The organism is Paenibacillus farraposensis, from assembly GCF_020736845.1.
Classification (GTDB): Bacteria; Bacillota; Bacilli; order Paenibacillales; family Paenibacillaceae; genus Paenibacillus; species Paenibacillus farraposensis.
On sequence record NZ_JAFFQR010000087.1, the window covers coordinates 62,589 to 82,529 of the forward strand.

General features: G+C 40.9%; 12 protein-coding genes. 5 read left to right on the forward strand and 7 right to left on the reverse strand.

Features of this window, described 5'->3' with window-relative positions; genetic code table 11:
• Window positions 1-42: 42 nt before the first annotated feature.
• A complete protein-coding gene (locus tag JO375_RS14565) occupies window positions 43-1,890 on the reverse strand; it encodes an RICIN domain-containing protein (protein ID WP_229525150.1) in 1,848 nt (615 codons plus the stop codon).
• A gap of 54 nt (window positions 1,891-1,944) precedes the next feature.
• Window positions 1,945-3,279, reverse strand: coding sequence for a glycoside hydrolase family 43 protein (locus JO375_RS14570; protein WP_229525151.1), 1,335 nt, complete (start codon window positions 3,277-3,279; stop codon window positions 1,945-1,947).
• Between the two features lie 807 nt (window positions 3,280-4,086).
• Here JO375_RS14570 and JO375_RS14575 point away from each other — a divergent pair.
• Window positions 4,087-4,416: a hypothetical protein gene (locus JO375_RS14575; RefSeq protein ID WP_229525152.1), complete on the forward strand. Its 330-nt coding sequence runs from the start codon at window positions 4,087-4,089 to the stop codon at window positions 4,414-4,416.
• A gap of 1,404 nt (window positions 4,417-5,820) precedes the next feature.
• Here JO375_RS14575 and JO375_RS14580 read toward each other — a convergent pair.
• A complete protein-coding gene (locus JO375_RS14580; protein ID WP_229525153.1) occupies window positions 5,821-8,361 on the reverse strand; it encodes an ATP-dependent helicase in 2,541 nt (846 codons plus the stop codon).
• 503 nt (window positions 8,362-8,864) lie between these two features.
• The gene (locus JO375_RS14585) at window positions 8,865-9,881 is read right to left on the reverse strand and encodes a patatin-like phospholipase family protein (RefSeq protein WP_229525154.1); all 1,017 of its coding nucleotides are present in this window, start codon (window positions 9,879-9,881) and stop codon (window positions 8,865-8,867) included.
• Window positions 9,882-10,813: 932 nt separating this feature from the next.
• Here JO375_RS14585 and JO375_RS14590 point away from each other — a divergent pair.
• Window positions 10,814-12,484, forward strand: coding sequence for a S53 family peptidase (locus tag JO375_RS14590; RefSeq protein WP_229525155.1), 1,671 nt, complete (start codon window positions 10,814-10,816; stop codon window positions 12,482-12,484).
• Between the two features lie 63 nt (window positions 12,485-12,547).
• On the opposite strand, the gene JO375_RS14595 is transcribed toward JO375_RS14590, so the two are convergent.
• On the reverse strand, window positions 12,548-12,937 hold the full coding sequence (locus JO375_RS14595) for a serine hydrolase domain-containing protein (protein WP_229525156.1): 390 nt from the start codon (window positions 12,935-12,937) through the stop codon (window positions 12,548-12,550).
• A gap of 149 nt (window positions 12,938-13,086) precedes the next feature.
• On the opposite strand from JO375_RS14595, the gene JO375_RS14600 reads away from it, so the two are divergent.
• Both JO375_RS14600 and JO375_RS14605 read left to right on the forward strand, forming a co-directional pair.
• Window positions 13,087-13,686: a TetR/AcrR family transcriptional regulator gene (locus JO375_RS14600; protein ID WP_229525157.1), complete on the forward strand. Its 600-nt coding sequence runs from the start codon at window positions 13,087-13,089 to the stop codon at window positions 13,684-13,686.
• Between the two features lie 340 nt (window positions 13,687-14,026).
• Window positions 14,027-15,102, forward strand: a protein-coding gene (locus tag JO375_RS14605; protein WP_229525158.1) for an IS3 family transposase whose coding sequence is annotated in 2 segments (ribosomal slippage) — window positions 14,027-14,228 and window positions 14,228-15,102 — 1,077 coding nt in all. Because the reading frame shifts where the segments join, the coding sequence is not laid out codon by codon here.
• A gap of 67 nt (window positions 15,103-15,169) precedes the next feature.
• Here JO375_RS14605 and JO375_RS14610 read toward each other — a convergent pair.
• Entirely contained in the window at window positions 15,170-16,129 is a 960-nt protein-coding gene (locus tag JO375_RS14610; protein WP_229525159.1) for a restriction endonuclease, read from the reverse strand.
• Window positions 16,130-16,269: 140 nt separating this feature from the next.
• Between JO375_RS14610 and JO375_RS14615 the strand changes: the two genes are divergently transcribed.
• Window positions 16,270-17,691, forward strand: a complete 1,422-nt coding sequence (locus JO375_RS14615; RefSeq protein WP_229525160.1) for a hypothetical protein — start codon at window positions 16,270-16,272, stop codon at window positions 17,689-17,691.
• An 829-nt stretch (window positions 17,692-18,520) separates the two neighbouring features.
• Here JO375_RS14615 and JO375_RS14620 read toward each other — a convergent pair.
• Window positions 18,521-19,936, reverse strand: a complete 1,416-nt coding sequence (locus JO375_RS14620; protein WP_229525184.1) for a tetratricopeptide repeat protein — start codon at window positions 19,934-19,936, stop codon at window positions 18,521-18,523.
• Between the last annotated feature and the right edge of the window lie 5 nt (window positions 19,937-19,941).

Below are 19,941 nucleotides of genomic sequence, written 5' to 3' on the forward strand. Positions count from 1 at the left end.
ATATTTGATCGTATCTGACTGCTGCACTTCGGTGCCTAAGGCTTAATTTACCCTGACCAGACGCCATTGCTGATTGCCTCCGCCGTTGTCCTCCCATTGAATAATAGGGGCGCCTGCTGTCTTGGAGCCTTGATTGACGTCCACTGTCAAGCTGCTGTTACGATTCACCAGCACCAGGTAGCCGCCAATATCGACAGGCAGCCATTGTTGGTTGGCTCCACCGTTATCCTGCCATTGGATCAAGGAAGCACCGCCCTGGGTGGAGCTCTGGTTCACATCCAGCAGCAGGCCGCTGCCTGCATTGCGCAGCTTGTAATATCCGTTGCCCGCAGACTCCAGCTTCCACTGCTGGTTCGTCGCTCCGTTATCGTTCCCCTGGATGATGGAGGCCCCCCCGGTGGCAGATGTCCCGTTCACATCCAGCACCAGACCGCTGTTCCGGTTAACCAGCTTATAGATGGCGCTGGAATCGTACCCCAGGTTGCCCTCATAATTCATGCCGGAGATCACATAGGTCGTTACGGCGCCCGCTTTGGAAACCACTGTCAGCTGTTGGTTCTCAATGGCAATATCGGACAGCTGTTGCAAATTCTCGCTTGCTGATGTGCGGTAGACCTGTGCAGCGGCGCCAATGCTTGTAAACCGGCTCAGATCATACGTCACCGTCGTATCTGCTGCATCGGAATTGGTGGTCACCAGCACCAGCTTGCCGGAGGCTGCATCGTAAGCCGCCAGTGTATTGTCATCACCGATGCCGATCACCTTGTAGCCGGGACGAATAAACTTGCTGTAGTTGCCCATGATATAATATTTCCTGTTAACGGTGTAGCTGGTCGTCTGCGAGTTGTTCAGTACGTTTTTGAAAAATCCCCAGCCCTCGGCGCTATCCACGGCCTGCCAGTATACCCATGCGCTGGCGCCCATGTTCCGCATATCCTTGAGGATCGTGCGCGACATGGTCATGCCGCTGGCATCGCCGTCGCCGTATTCCGACGTCCACAGATGCTTGCCTGCGGAGGCTACCGTATTGCGGAGCGCCGTACGGTTGCTGCCGCCATACGTATGCGTGTTAATCTGGCTGATGGCTGCTTTGACATCGCTGCTGTAGCTGTTGAAGGATGCTCTCGTATCATCCAGACTATACTCTTCGGGCGCGCTCAGCTTGGTGGACAGTCTCTTCGCCACGAGCGAGGCCTGAACCTGGCTCAGAATCACATACTGCTCCGCCCGGTCAAAGTGCATGCCCTCCTGATTGCTGCCCAGCTTCCACCAGGTGGAGATCGGCTCGTTCAGCGGGGTTACCGTATCGAACGTAATGCCCCAGTGATCATGGAAATGCTTGACAACCTCGGTCAGATAGTCGGCAAAATCGTCGTAAAAATCCGGCTTGAGATTGTTGCCGCCGTCTGCTGCGCCCGATACGCTGCCGCTGATCGTCATCCAATACGGCGCGGAGTTCGTAAAGGCTTCAATCACATTGACGCCATAGGCTTTGGCAGCCTGTAGCATATAGCGCTGATTCGCATCGGCATTCCAGTCATACACCCCCGGGGACGGCTGATATCCTGGAACGGCCTTGCGGTACTCCAGGATGCTCGATGCCGGATCATCCCCGCCTCCGATGTTGTAGCGGATGATGTTCAAGCCAAGTCCCGTCGTTGGGCTGAATATTTTCTCCACGTATTCGTCGCGGTTCGAGTATTCGCCGACCACCTTGCCCCACCATGCCAGCGAGGTACCCCAGCCCTCGATGGTCTGATACTGCTGTGCTGGATCGACTTCTGCTGTATACGACCCCGCCGCAGAGATCTCCGTCTGGAGCGTTCCCACCAGCAAGCCGGCAGCGAGCAAGACGCTCCCGGCCCGTTTTATTCGTTTCAGCCATGTCATGCTCTGTTCATCCTCCCGTCTATTTATCGATTCATCCGAGCGGTCCCCCCTGCATCAGGGCGCCGTTTCCCTGAAAGTAGCGTCTGCCCGTTCAGAGTCTGTAGCGATCGTTTCCAGACGTAGTTGACCGTCGATCTGCCGCAGATAGCGGCTAGGGTAATTGAACGAAGCGTATGAGGCCCAAGACGAATTCGCCAGACCGCTCACCTGCTTGAAGGTTGCATCGTGTCTGAACGTGGAGCTGCCGTCGTCCTTCTCCAGCCGGATGGCATAATCATAATGCCTGAGATAATAGCCCGGATAGTTGACTGACTCCAACGAAATGGATGAAGCATCCGCCAGCCCCGGCACGATTCGGAATCTGGAATCCTCGATTGGAATGACATTGGCGTCAAGACGAGCCTTATAGTCATAATGGCGAATATAGCTGCCCTGCGCACTGTAGGATTCGATCCTGTGTACATCCCCCGGCTGCCCGGTCTCCTTCAATACAGTCATATGACGAACCAGCCCCGTAAGTCCCGGTATTTCCTGCTTAGCGCTCCAGGTCTGGAAGCCGTCAAAGGACTCGCTGTAATAATATTTTTGGGAGGCATAGGCATCAAAATAGATTCTCCAAGCCCCGTTATCCAGCTGAACCAGGGCAGGCCCTTCAGCCCAGGAGCCCCATCCGGCCCAGTCGCCTGTTCCCTTGAAGGTATAAGGTCCTGTCAATGAAGGAGCCGTAGCATACTCGATGTATTTGGTGGTCTCATTTTTCGTGAAGGCATGATAGGTCGGGCCTGTCTTGACGATAAAGGTATCAATGTAGTTCGGTGCGATACCTTGCAGCACTACAGGCGCAGACCAGGAAGCAGAGGACAATTGGTTATCGGAGGCGGTGATGGCATAGGACTTGAAATGTTCATAATTGCCTGGAGATAAGGATACGACGATGTTCACACTGCCGTCGCTGTCCTTGAACCATTCCGGCGCCCAGGTGTGAGCAATTGTAAACGGTGCGGACAAAGAAATATTGCGGACAAACGTCCAGTTGACCTTGTCGGGACTTGAAGCTACTCCGATGGTGCTGCCTGACCAATTCGTGGTGTATACCACATAATACAAGCCATCCGTATGCTTCATGATGCTGGGATCGCGGATCAGGTCTGCGGGAGGTGCATAGGCCGGGCCCTTCAGCAGTCCGAAGTGGGTTGCATCATAGGATTGGTACATATACAGATTGGACTCGCTCGTATTCGTAAATGCCGAGATGGTATAGACGCTGGTGTCCGCCTTGGCTGCATGTGGAAAAGCAAGACTGAATACGAGCAGTAATCCGAGCAAGAGGATCATTCCCGGCCTATGGCCACCGGATAATCCTGTGCCCTGCTTCTTTGTTCCAAGCATAGGGTCAGCTCCTTCTCCAAAAGTGTGTAGCAGGAATACTGTCATTCCCATTGCACTTTCTGATCAACGCTGCACGAAGCATCACCCCTTTCACTGAACCTGAGTATCCGAGAAGTGAAGCAATACAGTCTATTTTATGTAAGCGATTTCAATAAATTCCTTAAGCCGCCCGCTTCGGGCATATCGCCAGCATCAGCTGCCCAAGAGACTGAGATCAGGCGAGGGCAGCGTAACGAAAGCAACAGCACGAAGCGAGTACGACGAAGACTATTGTCCTTGACAGTTTCCACAAGTAGAAAGCTGATCTAAATACGCTCCATCACGATGATAGTTACTTTCCGAATTAGGGTAATCAGCCCCACGATGACTGCATTTGCTCAGTTTCACACGATAACGTTTATACATGACAGCCTTCCCTTTCTTTCCTAAGTCCAACTGATCAATTCCATTTCCAAATTCAATTTCATTAGATTGATGGACCATGATCATCATCTCATTTCATTAGTTATAGATTGAAAATCAACTAGGATTAATAAATAAGCATATCTGTACCATTTCGTTGAAGTGGTTGATGTCCTTGTTGGTTACCTTACAAATTGGTGTTCCCTTACTATTCAGGCGGGGTGTCATAGTCCTCGAAAAATATTGGCATCCAGTCTCTTCGTCAACCCTGATTCTCTCTCTATCGCTAACCCCGGCACCGCTTGTCTCTTTCATTGGATTGGCAATAGATTAATCTACATCAGAAATATTAAAACAAAGTTTGTGCAGGAAATTCGTAATTATACGATGACCTATAGAAACAGATTGCAGATTGATGCCACCAGCTTCGTACCTGATGTTTTAGAAAGAAATAAGTTCTGTGATGATTTGGTTCAGTATTTGACAAATTATCAGAAGTTAGGACATGAGGTTGCAGAATTGATTGGTAACGAGGCATATAAGAATGGTTTCGAGAAGAACAAAGGATTCTCTTATCAGTATGATAGATTCAAGGATATGCTTGAATTTACACAGGATATATATTTTAATGCTCCAAATATCAGTCCTACAGCAGAATTTGTTGCTTGTCTTAACCAAGCGATACAGAATTGTGTTAAGGATTTTGTAGATGCTAACTGTATCGTAGTTTATTAGTTTATACTTTTAAAGATAGGGTCAGAAACCGCATTCTGTGTAAACTCAAAAATAGCATAAGATAGAGCAGAATTTATTTGGGGCTGGAAAACCGGAATACGGATTCCCGCCTTGGCTGCATATTCGTCGGAACTGGCCGACATCTTAAGGACGGACGTCACCGTATACGAGGGCAGGTTCGCCGTGGAATTCAAGTCCGGCGTGACCGTAGATGTAGAAACATAACGGAAAAACAAGTACTGACTTGAAAGAGACCATTGATTTTCTTGAACAGTGTTCTGATGACGAAATCAATATGATTTATGATGAGTTGTTCGCCGTGATCGATGCCTTTTCAAAGAATGGTGAGGGAGTGTTTATCGATTTTCATAGAGAATGCATAATAAACCCGACCAGGTGTGGAAATTCAAGATGAAATCGATGGTATTATTCTATCTTTGAAGGAATACGAGAAAAAATCAACAGGTCATTTAATGGTATTTCCCACCACCAAGTGACCTGTTTTTATATGTATGTCGGCTGTACCCCGAAAGGGCCTGAATGAATTTGAAAGGATCATACAACGAATCCAGTTGCTAAGCATAGAGCTTTTGAGTCGTATGGGAGAACCGAAAGACTCCATTTCTTCTTTTGCCTTGGAACAGGAAACATGGGCGGCTAATAAGTATTCAAAACTGCTGCGTGAACATCTTAGCAATTGTGAAACTAATTACGAGCAATCTCTCTCGCTCTCGGAAGCCATTATCTTGCTAAATACTTTTAATGAAGTCGGGCATCCTAACTAGGTGAAGGCGCAAATACCCCCCAGTATGCACAGGAGATGAGTAAAATGGCTCGTAAGGAAGTGAACAGAATTCGCGCTTTTCTACGTAAAATGCACGTTAGCGATGGAAAAGGCTCTCCTGTACGAAGGGCAGCATGAACGAGCTAACACTGGAACTGATATGCTAAGCCATTCATTTATAGTTATGAATCTGCGCTTGAATTTGCTTTAGTACGTGTTATACGTAAAGGTAATAAATAAACTTTTGCCGTATTTTGTACATATGTCTAACTAACAACACCACCAGACCGTGTTGTTGAATATCTGAATCTTTTTTGCAAAAAAGCTGAGGTCCCCATGTAATACGATACTAACCGCCAAGTTACGCAGTCGTTCATAAAATTCAGGATATTGCAGAATCCGACCACTATCCTTACATTTACCACCCGCTGCCGAGTCCCGCTCGTGCTGTTGTGTATACCCGCCTAAGCCAAGATGGCACCCAGTAAACTATGTAGAGCAATCTTATGAATATAATTAAACTTAAATTATGCGTAAGCATTAACATCAATTTTTACCGTACATTCCTTGGAATTGCCCGGTTATTACCTTCTTTTTGAGGCTTATTTATTGAGCTTCTATTATTTTATTGGGCAAATTGGATTAACTTTGTCACAATCATAGATTGGTAGATTAAGCTCTCCTAGAAACTTTGACCTTCCGCAAGGCTTATCCTGAACTGCCTTGGGAAATGTGACATACAATTTCTTTTGGGCTCTAGTCACCGCAACATACATTAAACGCCGCTCTTCTTCCTCGGTAGTGGGTGGCTCCGCTTTCTCTCTGCAAGACTGAACATCCACATCCTTAAGTTCTACGGCATGGCTTGAAGGTAACCCTCCATCATTACAGCCAATGACAAACACATTCTCAAAGGCTAACCCCTTACTGCCATGAATCGTCAAGAAATACAAGGCATTGTACTTTTCGTCATGGTACTTCTCGAGGTTATCCTTCATCTCATCTTTTCGTTTCTGCATTCTCTCATAAAATCCAAGTAATTCAATCCAAGTATTGTATTTTTCAAGTTCTTTAAGAATCCAGTTCTTTTCCTCATCAGTTACGTTATCTTTAACTCTTGGAGAATTTAAAAAGTACTCTGCGACTGTCTTCATATTAACTGGTTTACCCTGCTTCAGGTCAGCCAAAAGGAACATATACTGTTTTAAAGGGAGCGTATCTTTATTTCTCGTCTTGCTAACCACTAATGTCAAAGCTTCATCAATTACATCGGAGAAAGTTGCTACATCCAGATTTTCAAACCATTGTTCTATGGCATTCTTGCTCACGAAGTAATGACCCAATGCATTAATCAAAACAGACCTCCACAATTGAAGTTTGTTACCCCGCGTTACCACTAACTCCTGCCACATCTTATAAACATTGTGAAAATCCTGAATAGAAAAGATACCCATGACATCATCCATTTTTTCTATAACGTATGGAACCCCTCTAATATCTAGAGCTTGGAACATACTCTGAAGCTGTCTTCTCGATCTATACAGCACAGTAGATACCGTGTAGTTAATTGATTCGACCTTACCTTCCAGCGTAAATGGCTCTAGTTGACCGATCTCCTGGGCTCTTGTCAGAATCCAATGAGCTTCTTCTTTGGTGTCCGAACAACCAACAATAATCGCTTCTCCATCTTCTTTATGAAATGCTTCCATCGACTTCTTTATTCGATCATGCTTGTTCTCAGAGATAACCCAATTACCTGCATCTACGATCTTTTGCTTTGATCTGTAGTTCCTCATCAATCTTATCTCATGAGTGTGGTAAGTCTCAGGGAAATTTTTAATGTAGCTTGGATCAGATCCCCTGAATGCGTAGATAGATTGGTCATCATCACCCACTATGATCAATTTAGAAGCACTTGTTGGGGGACAAATAAGCTTGACAGTCTCCATTTGCAGGGGATTGATATCTTGAAACTCATCAATGAAAATGTAGTCGTACCTGTTTTGAACGAAATCTCTTGCTTCTGGATATTGGAACAGGGCATCATATAAGTTAATTAGGAAATCGTCATATACCACGATCTCATCTTCTTTCCTTATCTGATTCAACTCAGTTAACATTAAATTGAACCGGACGCTAACAGGTGCATCTTCCTTATCATCAATAACACTGTCAAAATGCTTCTCGATATAATCAGTCATTTGGTCTATCGAGAACCCCATATTAGTCCAAAAACTTATACGTCCAAAAATAGTCTTATCATTGTGCTTATCAAACTTAAATAATCTGTATTTATTAATCAGCTTATGTAGTTCTCTTTTATACTCAGATTCACCCTCATCAGCATTTCCACCTTGAATACCGATTGATGAATAAGCTGGGTTCTGCTTCTTCAGTTGATTAAACAAACTCATAAAAGCACCGTGAAAGGTGCTGACGTTGACATTCGACTTCTTAACCCCCAAAAACTTGTTTACCCGCTCCTCCATTTCCCTTCGTGCCTTTTTTGTAAAGGTCATCATACAGATGCGGCTAGGGTTAACGTTCTTCATTTGAATTAAATATACGACTTTAGCGCATATAGTTTCTGTTTTTCCACTGCCTGCTCCAGCAATGATCTGTAGGTGTTTCTCCATATCATATCGAATTGCTTCTACTTGATTATCGTTGAAGCGGTTCCCCTTGATTTTCTCAATCGCTTCAAAGAAGTTACAATCCCAATCCGTAGCTTTCACAGAGTAGCCTGACTGAGAGGACTCTAATACCCGGCCAAACCTGTTCTCATAAAATGAAAGTTCATGCTCCAAAGTTTTGAGTTTACTTTTAACTTCTTTTCTTTCCTCTTGAAGAATTGCAACCTCATTTTTTAAATCAGTATTATTAGACAATAACACCGAATACACTTCGCTTAGCTTCTCCAGTTCCTGCGTTTTATTATGGTACGCCTGACTTAGCTTTTTATAGTTTTCTTCAAGTTGGCTATATCTCTTTTTCAAACTATTGATTTGATTATTCGCCGCGGTGCGTTCTTCAAAAGCCTTGTTAAGTTCAGTTCGGATTTTATTACGTTCAAGATCCAACTGCTTAAGTTGTTCTGAAAGATGATCTATTTGACCCAATAATTTATCTTTTCCTGTTATTCTATCTATCAAACTGTTCAATTTATTAGTTCCCTCCGTCATGCATACTAACCATATTATACCACTGCTTTGTTAAAGCGGAAATCAAATACCCAGATTATCTAAGGTGCTTATATACCCCTTCAATAAAAATACAATGAACAGTAGATAGACTCAAGTAAGGATGAGTTTTATTCACTTTTCTTTCCTGAAAATTGTTCAATGTTAATTTAAACAGGTCACTTCTCTAGTAGGTTTTGGTTCTCTGTACCATATGCCAGCACATCCTTCAAGAATGCTTCTTGCAATCAGCTATGTTTCTATCCCTCAGCATGAGCAACTATCTCTGATAATTTCTGAAGATGGGCAATCGCTTAACTAAGAGAATATTTACTATTAGCTGACTGGTTTGGCTATGCCGTACAACCGACCCGAATGTACCATTGAAACGAAATAGCAAACAGGTCCACCACACCAACGTCACGGGTGAGCCATTTGTCTTTGTGGTGACGGAGGACGCAGCTTCGCATTTACCATGCCAATGTTTAATGGGGGCGATTAAGCATGGCTATCTCGGGATTCTCAAAACGCTCGAAGTAGGCGAGTGTCGAAACTCGGCCAGATTCAATTAAATCATCCTTTTCCTTATCCGTAATACCAAAGTTAGTCGATGAAGTATTGTTGGTATTAATCAAATACACGGTGCGATCAGAATCAAGATCCTGTAAACTAACATTCTGTTGAAAATCTAATATTGTGCCGATTAAATTTTTGGTGAATGCATACACATTTTCGATTTCATGTCTTTTGGGAGTTAGCCCCATCAGGATATCCCGCTGCAATTTGCTTTCAATTCTGAATCCTAAAGTTTCTGTGTTATAAACGAAAGGATTCGCGGCATTTTCCAATTGATATTCTGTGTACATCTTAGTGACGATCCCATTCTTGTTATTATGCAAATAGCTTTGTCTATCGAATAACTTTATGGGATAATTCAATAGCACACCTCCGTCCACATAAGTATCGCTATCGAATTCAACCGCCTCGAAGAATAACGGGATGGACATCGAGATGCGAACTGCATCCGCTATACGCATATCGCTGTATTTCTCATGAGAAAAGACATTAGAGAAGTGGGTATTGATGTTAGTACCAACTATATAGAGGTCTTTAAATGGTTTCTCTTCTTTAAGCCTCTGGAGGTCGCCAAATGTAGTATCCGGGCTGCTGGTTTTGCGGTTGATTCTCTCTTCCAGCCACTCTAACATGGCTTTGCCTTTATGCCATCCATATTTATTAAAGAATCTGGTGGTATCCCGGATGACTCCCCAGTCGTCATCGGTAAACTTCTTCAGATCCAGCGCTTTAAGCTCCTGCATAATTTCATAAGCCGAATAATTGAGACTAATAAGCATAGCCACAATTGATCCAGCCGATGTACCTCCTACCCTGGTGATGCTTGGCAATATATTCTTCTGACGTAATATCTCAACGACCCCTACGTAAGCGCACCCTAATACGCCTCCACCCTCAAACACCAGGTTTTTAAAATGATACGTCACAATCTTTCCTCCATTCGCTAGATGAACTGAATAAAAAGGTGGCGATGAGGCCAACTTACAGATGGATGATGCTTTAGACAAGCGCTTCCTCCAGTACCTCGGGTTCCACCATCTGCGCAGCAGTATTTTCAGTAAATATGGTCTCTACCCTTCTTTGGAAGTAGTTATCGGCGTGTTCGTATGGTGAATCATGTAGCCTTCAATTCTGTCAAAAACATTTGATGGAATCAAATCTTCTCATCTTAAATTAATTCTCTTGTGATCTCGCCCAGTTGCTGTGCCGTTGACTCCCCATTTTCGGGGGTTCGTTGCATATAAGTTATTCCCTTCAATGTCTGTAATATAAACAACCACACTTCCGTGAAATCAAATCCATTTTCTACTCGTCGAGATATCAGTCAGACCATCAACTTCTTCATATCGGTGTCCATCCTGCGGTGATCTCCAAGTTCAGTATGCTATGATACTGGAAAATCGGGCATTTTTAATCTCTCCTAATTTTAATTTCGGATTTATAATTTACTTGATGTAAATTTTTATACAGATGTTGATGGAAATAGACAACACCGTGCAACTGAGTCCCGGGTACAGCCGATCGATCACCTCCTGTGCATAACTGAAAGAAAAACAATGAGTATGAGCGGAAGATTTTCCTGTAACTGGCCACCGGAAACGTGCCTGTGCGCACGCAAATGGACATCATGACATGCGTAGTTCTGCATTCTCCTGTTCACAAGAACTGAATTTGAGATTCAGCCATTTGTAATAGCTGGAATTAACGTAGAGTGTCTAAAAAATGGATACATATGTTTACTTATAAAATGGAAGTATAAAATATGTACCTAGAAATCTTCATATTTCATTTGCTTCAAAGGTAAAGGGAGATTTTTATGTAAATTGATGGATAAAATTAAAAAGGAGATAGTTGAAAAATGAATGATAACTTTTTAAATGGAAAAAATTTTTCTAACATGGTTCGACTTCCGGGAAGTGAGCGCACTATGGTGCCTGGTTCCCAAAAAGTTGGTCCAGCGAATCCAGACGAACATTTTTCGGTAACAGTGATTGTTCGTCGTCCGGAAACTGCACCAACATTAACTTCAATGATTGAGGAAATAAGTGCTCGACCATTTTCCGAACGTCGCCACCTTAGCCATGAGGAATTTGCTGCTACCCACGGCGTTAATCCTAACGATGTGAAAAAGTTGGAGGAATTCGCCCAAGAATATGGTCTTGAAGTTAAAGAGGTAAACATAGCTGCAGGGATTGTGGTGCTATCAGGGACAGTAGCTTCCTTTAGCAAAGCCTTTGAAGTTGATCTAGATACTTACGAGCACCCGAAATTTACCTACCGCGGACGTACAGGGCATGTACACATACCCGAGAACCTCACCGGTATAGTTGAGGCGGTTTTAGGTCTAGATAACCGTAGACAGGCAAGTCCTCATTTTCGTTTTTTGAATGAAGAAGAATTTGCAAAGTCACATGCTGGGAGAAATTCATTTACGCCTCCTGAATTGGCACAACTTTATAATTTCCCATCAATAAATTGTAAAGACCAGTGTATCGGACTTATTGAACTGTGTGGTGCACAGAACCGTCCCAATGAACTTGGCGGGTACCGTTCTAATGATTTAGAGGCATATTTTAATCGTCTCGGAGTTCGCCATCCAGAGATTGTAGATGTATCAATCGATGGAGCAACCAACCAACCATCAGGCGATCCTAATAGTGCCGATGGCGAAGTAGTTTTAGACATTGAAGTGGCTGCGGCTGTTGCTCCTGGAGCACGAATCGCAGTTTATTTTGCACCTAACACGGATGTTGGCTTCCTCAAAGCCATTACAACTGCAATCCACGACACTCGCAATAAACCATCAGTGGTTTCAATTAGCTGGGGGAACCCTGAACGAGAGTGGGCCCCACAGGCAATAAAAGCTATGGATCGGGCATTCCAAGATGCTGCAGCACTTGGTGTAACGATTTGCTGCGCATCAGGAGATAATGGCTCATCAGACTATAGAGCGTTCTCCCCTCATCGGGATAATCTTGTTCATGCTGATTTTCCAGCTTCCAGTCCTTACGTACTTGCGTGTGGTGGAACTCGGCTAGAAGGATCAGGACGAACGATTACTAAAGAAGTTGTTTGGAATGAAGGAAAGAACAGTGCTACTGGTGGCGGGGTGAGTGATGTATTTGATTTACCCAATTGGCAAGTCAATGCCAACGTCCCTCCTTCAGTGAACCCGGGAGGAAAAATCGGTCGAGGGGTTCCAGATGTGGCTGGCAACGCCGATCCCGCTACCGGTTACCAGATTTTAGTAGATGGGCAACAACTTGTTAGTGGCGGAACTAGTGCGGTGGCACCTCTTTGGGCCGGATTACTTGCAAACATAAACCAGAAGTTAGGCCATTCAGTAGGTTTTATTAATCCTAAATTATACACCCTATCTGCTCAAGACAATATATTCCATGACATTACGACTGGCAACAACGATACCATTGGTGAAAACGGACCTTATAAGGCACAACCAGGATGGGATGCTTGTACAGGTCTTGGCAGTCCAGATGGAACTGAACTAATGAATAAACTAAGCGAATAGTCTGATATCCGAATTAAATGACTATCAAATTGATACACTTTGATAGTCATTTTTTTACAGTTATTATCTTCGACAGAAAACTGATACTTGATAAAATAAGAGCTGTCTAACGGTTATTTTGTCTTTTCCATTCTGAGCAAACTCAGGCCAATATGAACACACTTTCTCATCATAGTTAATGTAACCTCTCGAATGCGCTAAACTTAAAGCCAATGCAGCAAAACCTTTTGTAGCTGAAAACACTTGAACAAGTGTATCTTTTTCCCATTCCGCACGAGTTTGTCGATCTCGATATCCACCCCATAAATCAACGACTGCTTCATTATTAATGTATACAGAAAAGGCCGCTCCAACTTCCCCTCTCTCACTAAAGTTTCTAATGAACTCATCCTTTACCAGTTCAAATCCCGGTGCAACAAATCCATGAATTAATATATTATTTTTTGTTGCCATGTCTTTTCCCCTTTATTTAGTATAATTTGACCTTAATCACAGCTAACATTTATGTATTTACAAAATACAAAAAATTCAATAAAATAAACCTATCAGATATTTGACTAAATGTCTATAAATAGTCAAATAAAAATAGGTGGGGATACATTATGGCAAGAATTTCATCTGAGCAGAGAAAACAGATACATGAAAATCTTCTCGTTAAGAGTAAAGAACTGTTTATTCAATATGGATTCTCTAAAACTAGTATTGATGACATAGTAAATGCATGTGGAATCGCAAAGGGTTCTTTTTATTCATATTATTCATCAAAAGAAGAGTTGTTTTACGCAGTATTGCGAAAAGAGGAAGAAGTAAAAAGTACAATTATTTCAGAAATTATGTGTGAGTCTCTACCACCAAAAGAACTTTTAATTCGTTTCTTTGAATTATCTTTTAAAACGATAGAACAAAACCCATTTTTACAAAGTCTTTATCAAAGAGGTGAATATGATCGAATTGTGAAAAGACTTCCTAAGGAACTTCTAGATAAACATGCAAAGGAAGATTTAAATAGTTTTTTAGAGTTTGTGAAATTTTTACAGGAAAAAGGTGTTACAGAAGATGATCCCGAAGTACTTATTGGCCTTTTTCGGACAACCATACTTATTCCATTACATCGTCAAGAGATTGGAGAACCGACTTTTTCGAAGATGATGAAAAAGATGATCGAATGTTTATCAGAAGGTCTAACAAAACATAAAGAGTAATTTTCATCTATTATAAAGTTGCTACTTTGGGGCTTCCGTTTTCACTTCTATAAAAATTATGATTCAGGGATGTAAGCTTTCATATCGAAAGCTTAGTACTTTATTTTATTATATAAAACATTGTTTTATGGAACAGCAGATAATAAATAAAGAAGTCTCAGAAACCTCCGTTTTTGAGACTTCTTTATGCTTTCTATTTGATATTGAAATAATGGATCGGCTACACTTAATTGGACAGAAAAAATAAGGGCTTGTAGAATAAACCTATCATGTTAAGGAGCGGATCTCTACAATGCCAAAACAACAACGACGTACCTTTACCTCAGAATTTAAAAAGTAAATGGTGCAGCTCTATGAAAACGGGAAATCCAGAGCAGCCCTTGTGGAGGTATATGGCCTCACAGCCTCTGCTTTAGACCGCTGGATCAAACAAGCTCAGACATCAGGTTCCTTCAAAGAGAAGGACAATCGTTCGCCCGAGGAAAACGAATTAATCGCTTTGCGAAAAGAACTCCAGCGTCTGAGGATGGAAAACGATATTTTAAAGCAAGCCGCGCTGATCATGGGACGAAAGTAGCTATCATCCAGAATAACCGTGATAAATACTCGGTATCAGCAATGTGTGACGTCCTGCAAATCGCAAGAAGTACATTTTATTACGACGCCCAAGAACGAGCAACTGGAGACGATGTCACCGAAGCCGTTGTAGATACCTTTCACAAGAACCGAAAAGCCTACGGCACACGCAAAATCAAAGTGAAGCTCCGTGAGCGTGGGTTCATCGTCTCCAGACGCCGAATTGGTCGGATTATGAAAGAGCAAGGACTGGTTTCCAGCTACACCGTGGCACAATATAAGCCCCATAAAACCGCTTGTAATACAGCCACAACGGCGAATGTCCTGGATCGTGAGTTTGAGCAAACGGAAGCCAAACGCTTCGTTGTTGTTAGCGATCTGACTTATGTGAAGGTCCAGAACCGATGGCATTACATTTGTGTACTGTTCGATTTGTTCAATCGAGAGATCATTGGCCATAGCGCAGGTCCAAACAAGGACGCTGCTCTGATTTCCCGCGCTTTTGCGAGCGTCAAGGGCGATTTGCGTCAGATTCAGTGGTTTCATACGGACCGTGGCAGCGAGTTTAAAAATCAAAAGATGGACGAACTGCTAGAGACGTTTGAAATCGGCCGATCTCTGAGTATGAAAGGCTGTCCATACGATAACGCCGTGGCCGAAGCTACCTACAAAATCATGAAAACAGAGTTCGTGAACCAGATGAACTTCCAGAGTCTTCGTCATCTGGAATTGGAATTATACGATTACGTCAACTGGTTCAATAAGTATCGCATTCAGGGAACCTTAGGCTACATGACGCCTGTTCAGTATCGCCATGCAGCCCTTAAAAAAGTTGTCTGAATTACTGTTGACAATCCACTTTATTAAAATTTTTACTAATGAGAAGAAAAGCTTATCTACTATAAAATCATAAGTTTACTTTTTGATAAGGGTCTCTATCTACAATTGATGCTTGTATTTTTGCTTTTAAAAACTTTTTTAAATCGCCTTTATTTTCTAGCATCATTATAAATTCATATAGATCACATAGAACAATTACGACCTTATCCAAGGACTGTTTACACATAGTAATTGCAGCGTCAGTAAACCCATTTACAGAGATAAATAAGCCTCTTGCTTGTCCACGATTAAATGTTCTTACTAAATGTTTAGCCACTTCATCAGGACCAACTGCTTTCGACCACCATTTCATTTCAACAAGATAAAATTCCCCATCAATTTCGATAACACCATCAATTTGTTCAATAATCCCTTCGCTTTCATCACCAGTCAAAGTAAAAGCTTCTTTAACAAGAATACCAAATGAATTGAATAACCTGTTAAAAACATCTTCAAACAATTTACCTCGTTTATGAGGATCTTTCATAATAAATAATTCACTTAATTCACTTTTAAATTTCTCTTTGGCCTGTGCTAATTTCTGTGTTTCTGCGGCCCGTTTCAAGTATTCTTGTTTTGTTCTTTGTTCCGCTTCATCTTTGGCATTCTTCATTCTTGTAAATGAATCTTTTATATTAATCAATTGTCGGATTTCATTTACAAGACCTTTGGCTTTTAACCTATCTGAATCCCAGCAAGATTCAAAACTATCAAATTCCACTACTCTTTTGAGGACCTCTCTTCTTTCTTTTAAAGTCCGATCCCCTAATTCATTCAATTGAGTCAGTACTAAACGTACTATCTCATATTTATTAATTGACGTTTTATCAATCAATACTCTATTTTCAAGATCCTTCAAAAGTGGAGTATTAATTCCCGCTCCCTTAAAAAAAATAATTACATCTATTTTTGAACGATTTAAAAGTGGCACAGTATCTATTAATAAACTCATTAACTCCGGAGGAAAATGATAGGTCGTATTATCCACTTTATTTCTTCTCCTTACTATATGTTCATAATTAAAGTGCAACATAGACTAACATCAATTATAATATGATTAGGGATTTTATCCAATACCAACCACAATTTTACGGAGGCTAATCAACTATATTATGGAGGTAATATCGTTTGAAATTACAAATTGAAAAATGGGTAGACGAAACTAAACCATTTAAGGAATCAGACTCTGCACATGATTTTTTTGAAGAATCTGTTCGTTGCTATAAAATTGGGGCTTATAAGTCTGCATTTGTTATGTCTTATCTTGCATTTAAAACTATTGTTAGAAATAGAATATTAGAATGCCCTTATGGTAAAGAAGCTGTCAGTTCCAATCCAAATCCTTTGTTTTGGGAAAACGAACTTATTAAGAAATTAGATAATGATGATAGTTGGGAAAGCTTCTTAAATAATATTGTTGAAGCATCTTGTGCGGATGAAAAGAATAGAAAGCCTATTGGTATTTTACATTTTACTAATGGGGAACAGACAAAATCAGCTTATAATTATTGGAGAGACATTAGAAATGATTGCGTACATGCAAAAAAACAGGTAACCATTGATAGTTCAACCGTAGAATCTTTTTGGAATTACTTGATTGATAACTTGAATAAATTTTATGTCCTAGGTGGTGAGCAGTACACATTAAAAGAATTGGAAAATATATATAAATACTATAGTTATCCTGATATAGTGAAACCAGAAAGAGTAACCGCAATAATAAACGACTTAAACGTAACTATTAAGAATAAATCCAAGGACTTCTTCCATGAATTATTTACTAACTTAAGAAAAAATGAGCCCAGTAAGCTATTAGTAAAGGAATCTAACATTAATTATTGGAAGGATATACTTGAATCTAAACATGAAATTATTATAGAAGGTATTATTGAAGAAATTTCAGCAACTCCATTTAATTTCTTTAACTTTTATAAACATTTCCCACAAGTACTCGAATTGGCTATTTCGGTCGATTCAAAATTTATAGTGGAGAGATTATCAGATTGGTTAGGTGAACCTTTCTATTTTTTAGATAATAATCAGAAGATGTTCTGGGAATTATTAGTTGAAACATTAGACAGGTACAATGGTATTTATATCGATAAAATTTTATATCGTACCATCGCTTTAATCGCTTCCTTTGAACCAGACGATAGAAAACTGCGGATACTTAACCAGAATAATATCTTCAAAAAATATATTTTTGAACAATCATCTTGGTTTTTTAAGACAGATTCAAATTCACAATTTGATAATTATCATAAATTAGTTTCAGATGAATCTCATTACATTGAATGTTGTTTTAATTATTTAGATTGGGATATAAAGTGCATTGAAACCTTAAATTCCGCACTTGACAGCTTAGAATATAGTATGGCTTATAGAAGCAACCCTGCTTCATCTCATAATGGAAAATTTTATCAAAGAAAATGCAAGCGTATTATTTGTAACAACAAAGAAAAAATATTAAGTATTCCGAATATCGATTTGTCGAACTACAATAGAATATCGAAGATAATTAATGAATGCGATTGTAGTAATAATGAATAAATAAAACTCATATTTTATCCATATTAAGAAGCCCTAGTGAGCCATTCTCAGGGCTTTTTCAATCTCTTAACAAATCTCTCGGTAGACGATGGTCGATGCCCTATAAATGCTTTCTGGCGTCTTGCATTGGTCATAAAGAAGCCAAGGATACTTTCCTTGTACTCTCTCTTATCCTATGTTTTCGGCTTTCCTTTTAATATCATACAAAATATCAAAAAATGACCTCTTTTAACTCAAATCATCTTCAAATTACTTTGACAATCGTATTAGGTTTGATCATCAGCATACCGCCCATTAATACGGGAGCTGGTTCAATTACACCCGCTAGTCATGGAATATTCTAATAAATATATTTATTGTCGATAATTAAAGGGTATAGAGTTTGTGGTATCTAACTTGGAGACCAAGGAGCTTGATTTTGTGTCTTGTCGTACTTACAATTGAGTTGTTGTGATTGCCATATCACAGCGTCCAAAACAAGAGCCTTCCTTAACGGAGGGTTTTTGCTTTATCACATCTACTCTAAATTCAAAATGGTTAACGAAAAAAGCCCAGCCGACCAATTAAGGTTAGCTGGGTATTGCTTTACTTAGGTTCAAAATCCACCAATTGTATCATGAAGTTGTATCCTTGGATTATGGCTATTCGACTGAACAGGCACATTAACAATAAACAAAAAGCTAGCCGCTATGAGCAGCAGTACCGTTTTTTTCAACATTCTTCATCCACACCCCTTCAATAAGATTTTTATTAAAATCCACCAATTGTTTCCTGATGCTGGATTCTCTGGCTATGCGAATGAACAGATACAGTCCAGATAAACAAGAAGCTAGTTGCAGCGATCAATAGAACCATTTTTTTTAACATTATTTAACCACACCTTTTCAATAAAATTGTAAAACTCTGCTTGGATTTCAGGGATAGCGTAAGCTTGGAAATGTACGAATAGTCCCAAACAGTTTTTAAAGCAAGTCACATTATTTAGTGTATTCGAGCTTTTCGTTGCATAGATCAAATATTTAAAGCCATCACTATGCATCCCTCGATTCAAAAAATAATAAGCTAACTCATAACCAAAACGTGCATACTGGTCTGGCACAACTTGTTGGGTATACATATCATTAGATGCTGGTAATTGAGCAAAGGAATTAATGTTTTCTTCAAATTGTAAGAGTACATCGTCAACATCTATCTGATATTGGTTTGCTGCCATGACTATATTCATCAACTTAGCTACCATTTCCTTTTCCGACTTATCAGGTGAAGTACAAATATAATCCACGTAATCAGGAAGCGCACTTACTTCTCCAGACAAAAGCTTATATACATAAGTATTTCCTTCCGCCCAATTTTTGAATAAGTTGACCCAACGCAAGGCATCCTCATCCGTCTCTTTTACCCAATCTAAATTAGCGTAGGCGTATGTATATTGTAGAGCTTGTTTATAATCGCCTTGGGCTTCACAGACACTTGCACACAACAGGTCAGCATAAGCAATGTATCCAAATAGCGGTCCTTTTGTTTTCTTTTCTTGCTCTTGAAACTTTCGATTTGCTTGATGCTTCATCGAATATTGGATTTCCGCTTTAGCTCTCATTTTTTTCGCCATTTCATCAACCTTGTCCCATTTACGCAAAGACCTGTATACGTTTGCCAAATCCTTCAAAGCGTCAAGCTGGTCTATTTCATCCAGACGTTCGACAAAGGCTTCAAAAACGGCTGTTACACCAACATTTTGGTTTTGATCGTCACCAATCTGAAGCGTGAATATACGATATTGGCAGAGTGCCAAACGCTCGGAATGCTGATATTTCTCCACTTCTGCCACGTTCTCATAGAGTATCAATGCCGCTTCATGTTGACCCTGCGCGAATAGGTCTTCCGCAATTTCAAATAGTTTTGATGAATAGAGTAGATTGTCCATAATGACTCCCACCACTTTGCGTATCGTATCCAGCTTGTCCAATTCTACACAACGATACAAAAATGGCTCGATTCGCCTCATATTTGGAGGATGGTCGATGATGAAGTTTTCTATAAACAAGTCGTAAAAATGACCTTCTGGTAAGCCCATAGCCTCAGTAATTTGGTCAAGTTGGTTAATGGATATAGGCTTATTTCCTGACACAATGGCACTTACCGCTCCCCTATTCATGCCAGAAATTTGCCCAAATCGTGCAAAGTTCAAACCTTCTTGTTGGAGGTATCTGTCTAATTCTGCTCGAATCGTAGGTGTATGCTTCATGTCAT

Excerpts from the sequence above, each read along its gene's own strand:
- JO375_RS14570 (WP_229525151.1), bottom strand. The coding sequence starts at position 3,279 with ATGCTTGGAACAAAGAAGCAGGGCACAGGATTATCCGGTGGCCATAGG.
- JO375_RS14595 (WP_229525156.1), bottom strand. The coding sequence starts at position 12,937 with ATGGCAACAAAAAATAATATATTAATTCATGGATTTGTTGCACCGGGA.
- JO375_RS14620 (WP_229525184.1), bottom strand. The coding sequence starts at position 19,936 with ATGAAGCATACACCTACGATTCGAGCAGAATTAGACAGATACCTCCAA.
- JO375_RS14600 (WP_229525157.1), top strand. The coding sequence starts at position 13,087 with ATGGCAAGAATTTCATCTGAGCAGAGAAAACAGATACATGAAAATCTT.
- JO375_RS14565 (WP_229525150.1), bottom strand. The coding sequence starts at position 1,890 with ATGACATGGCTGAAACGAATAAAACGGGCCGGGAGCGTCTTGCTCGCT.
- JO375_RS14590 (WP_229525155.1), top strand. The coding sequence starts at position 10,814 with ATGAATGATAACTTTTTAAATGGAAAAAATTTTTCTAACATGGTTCGA.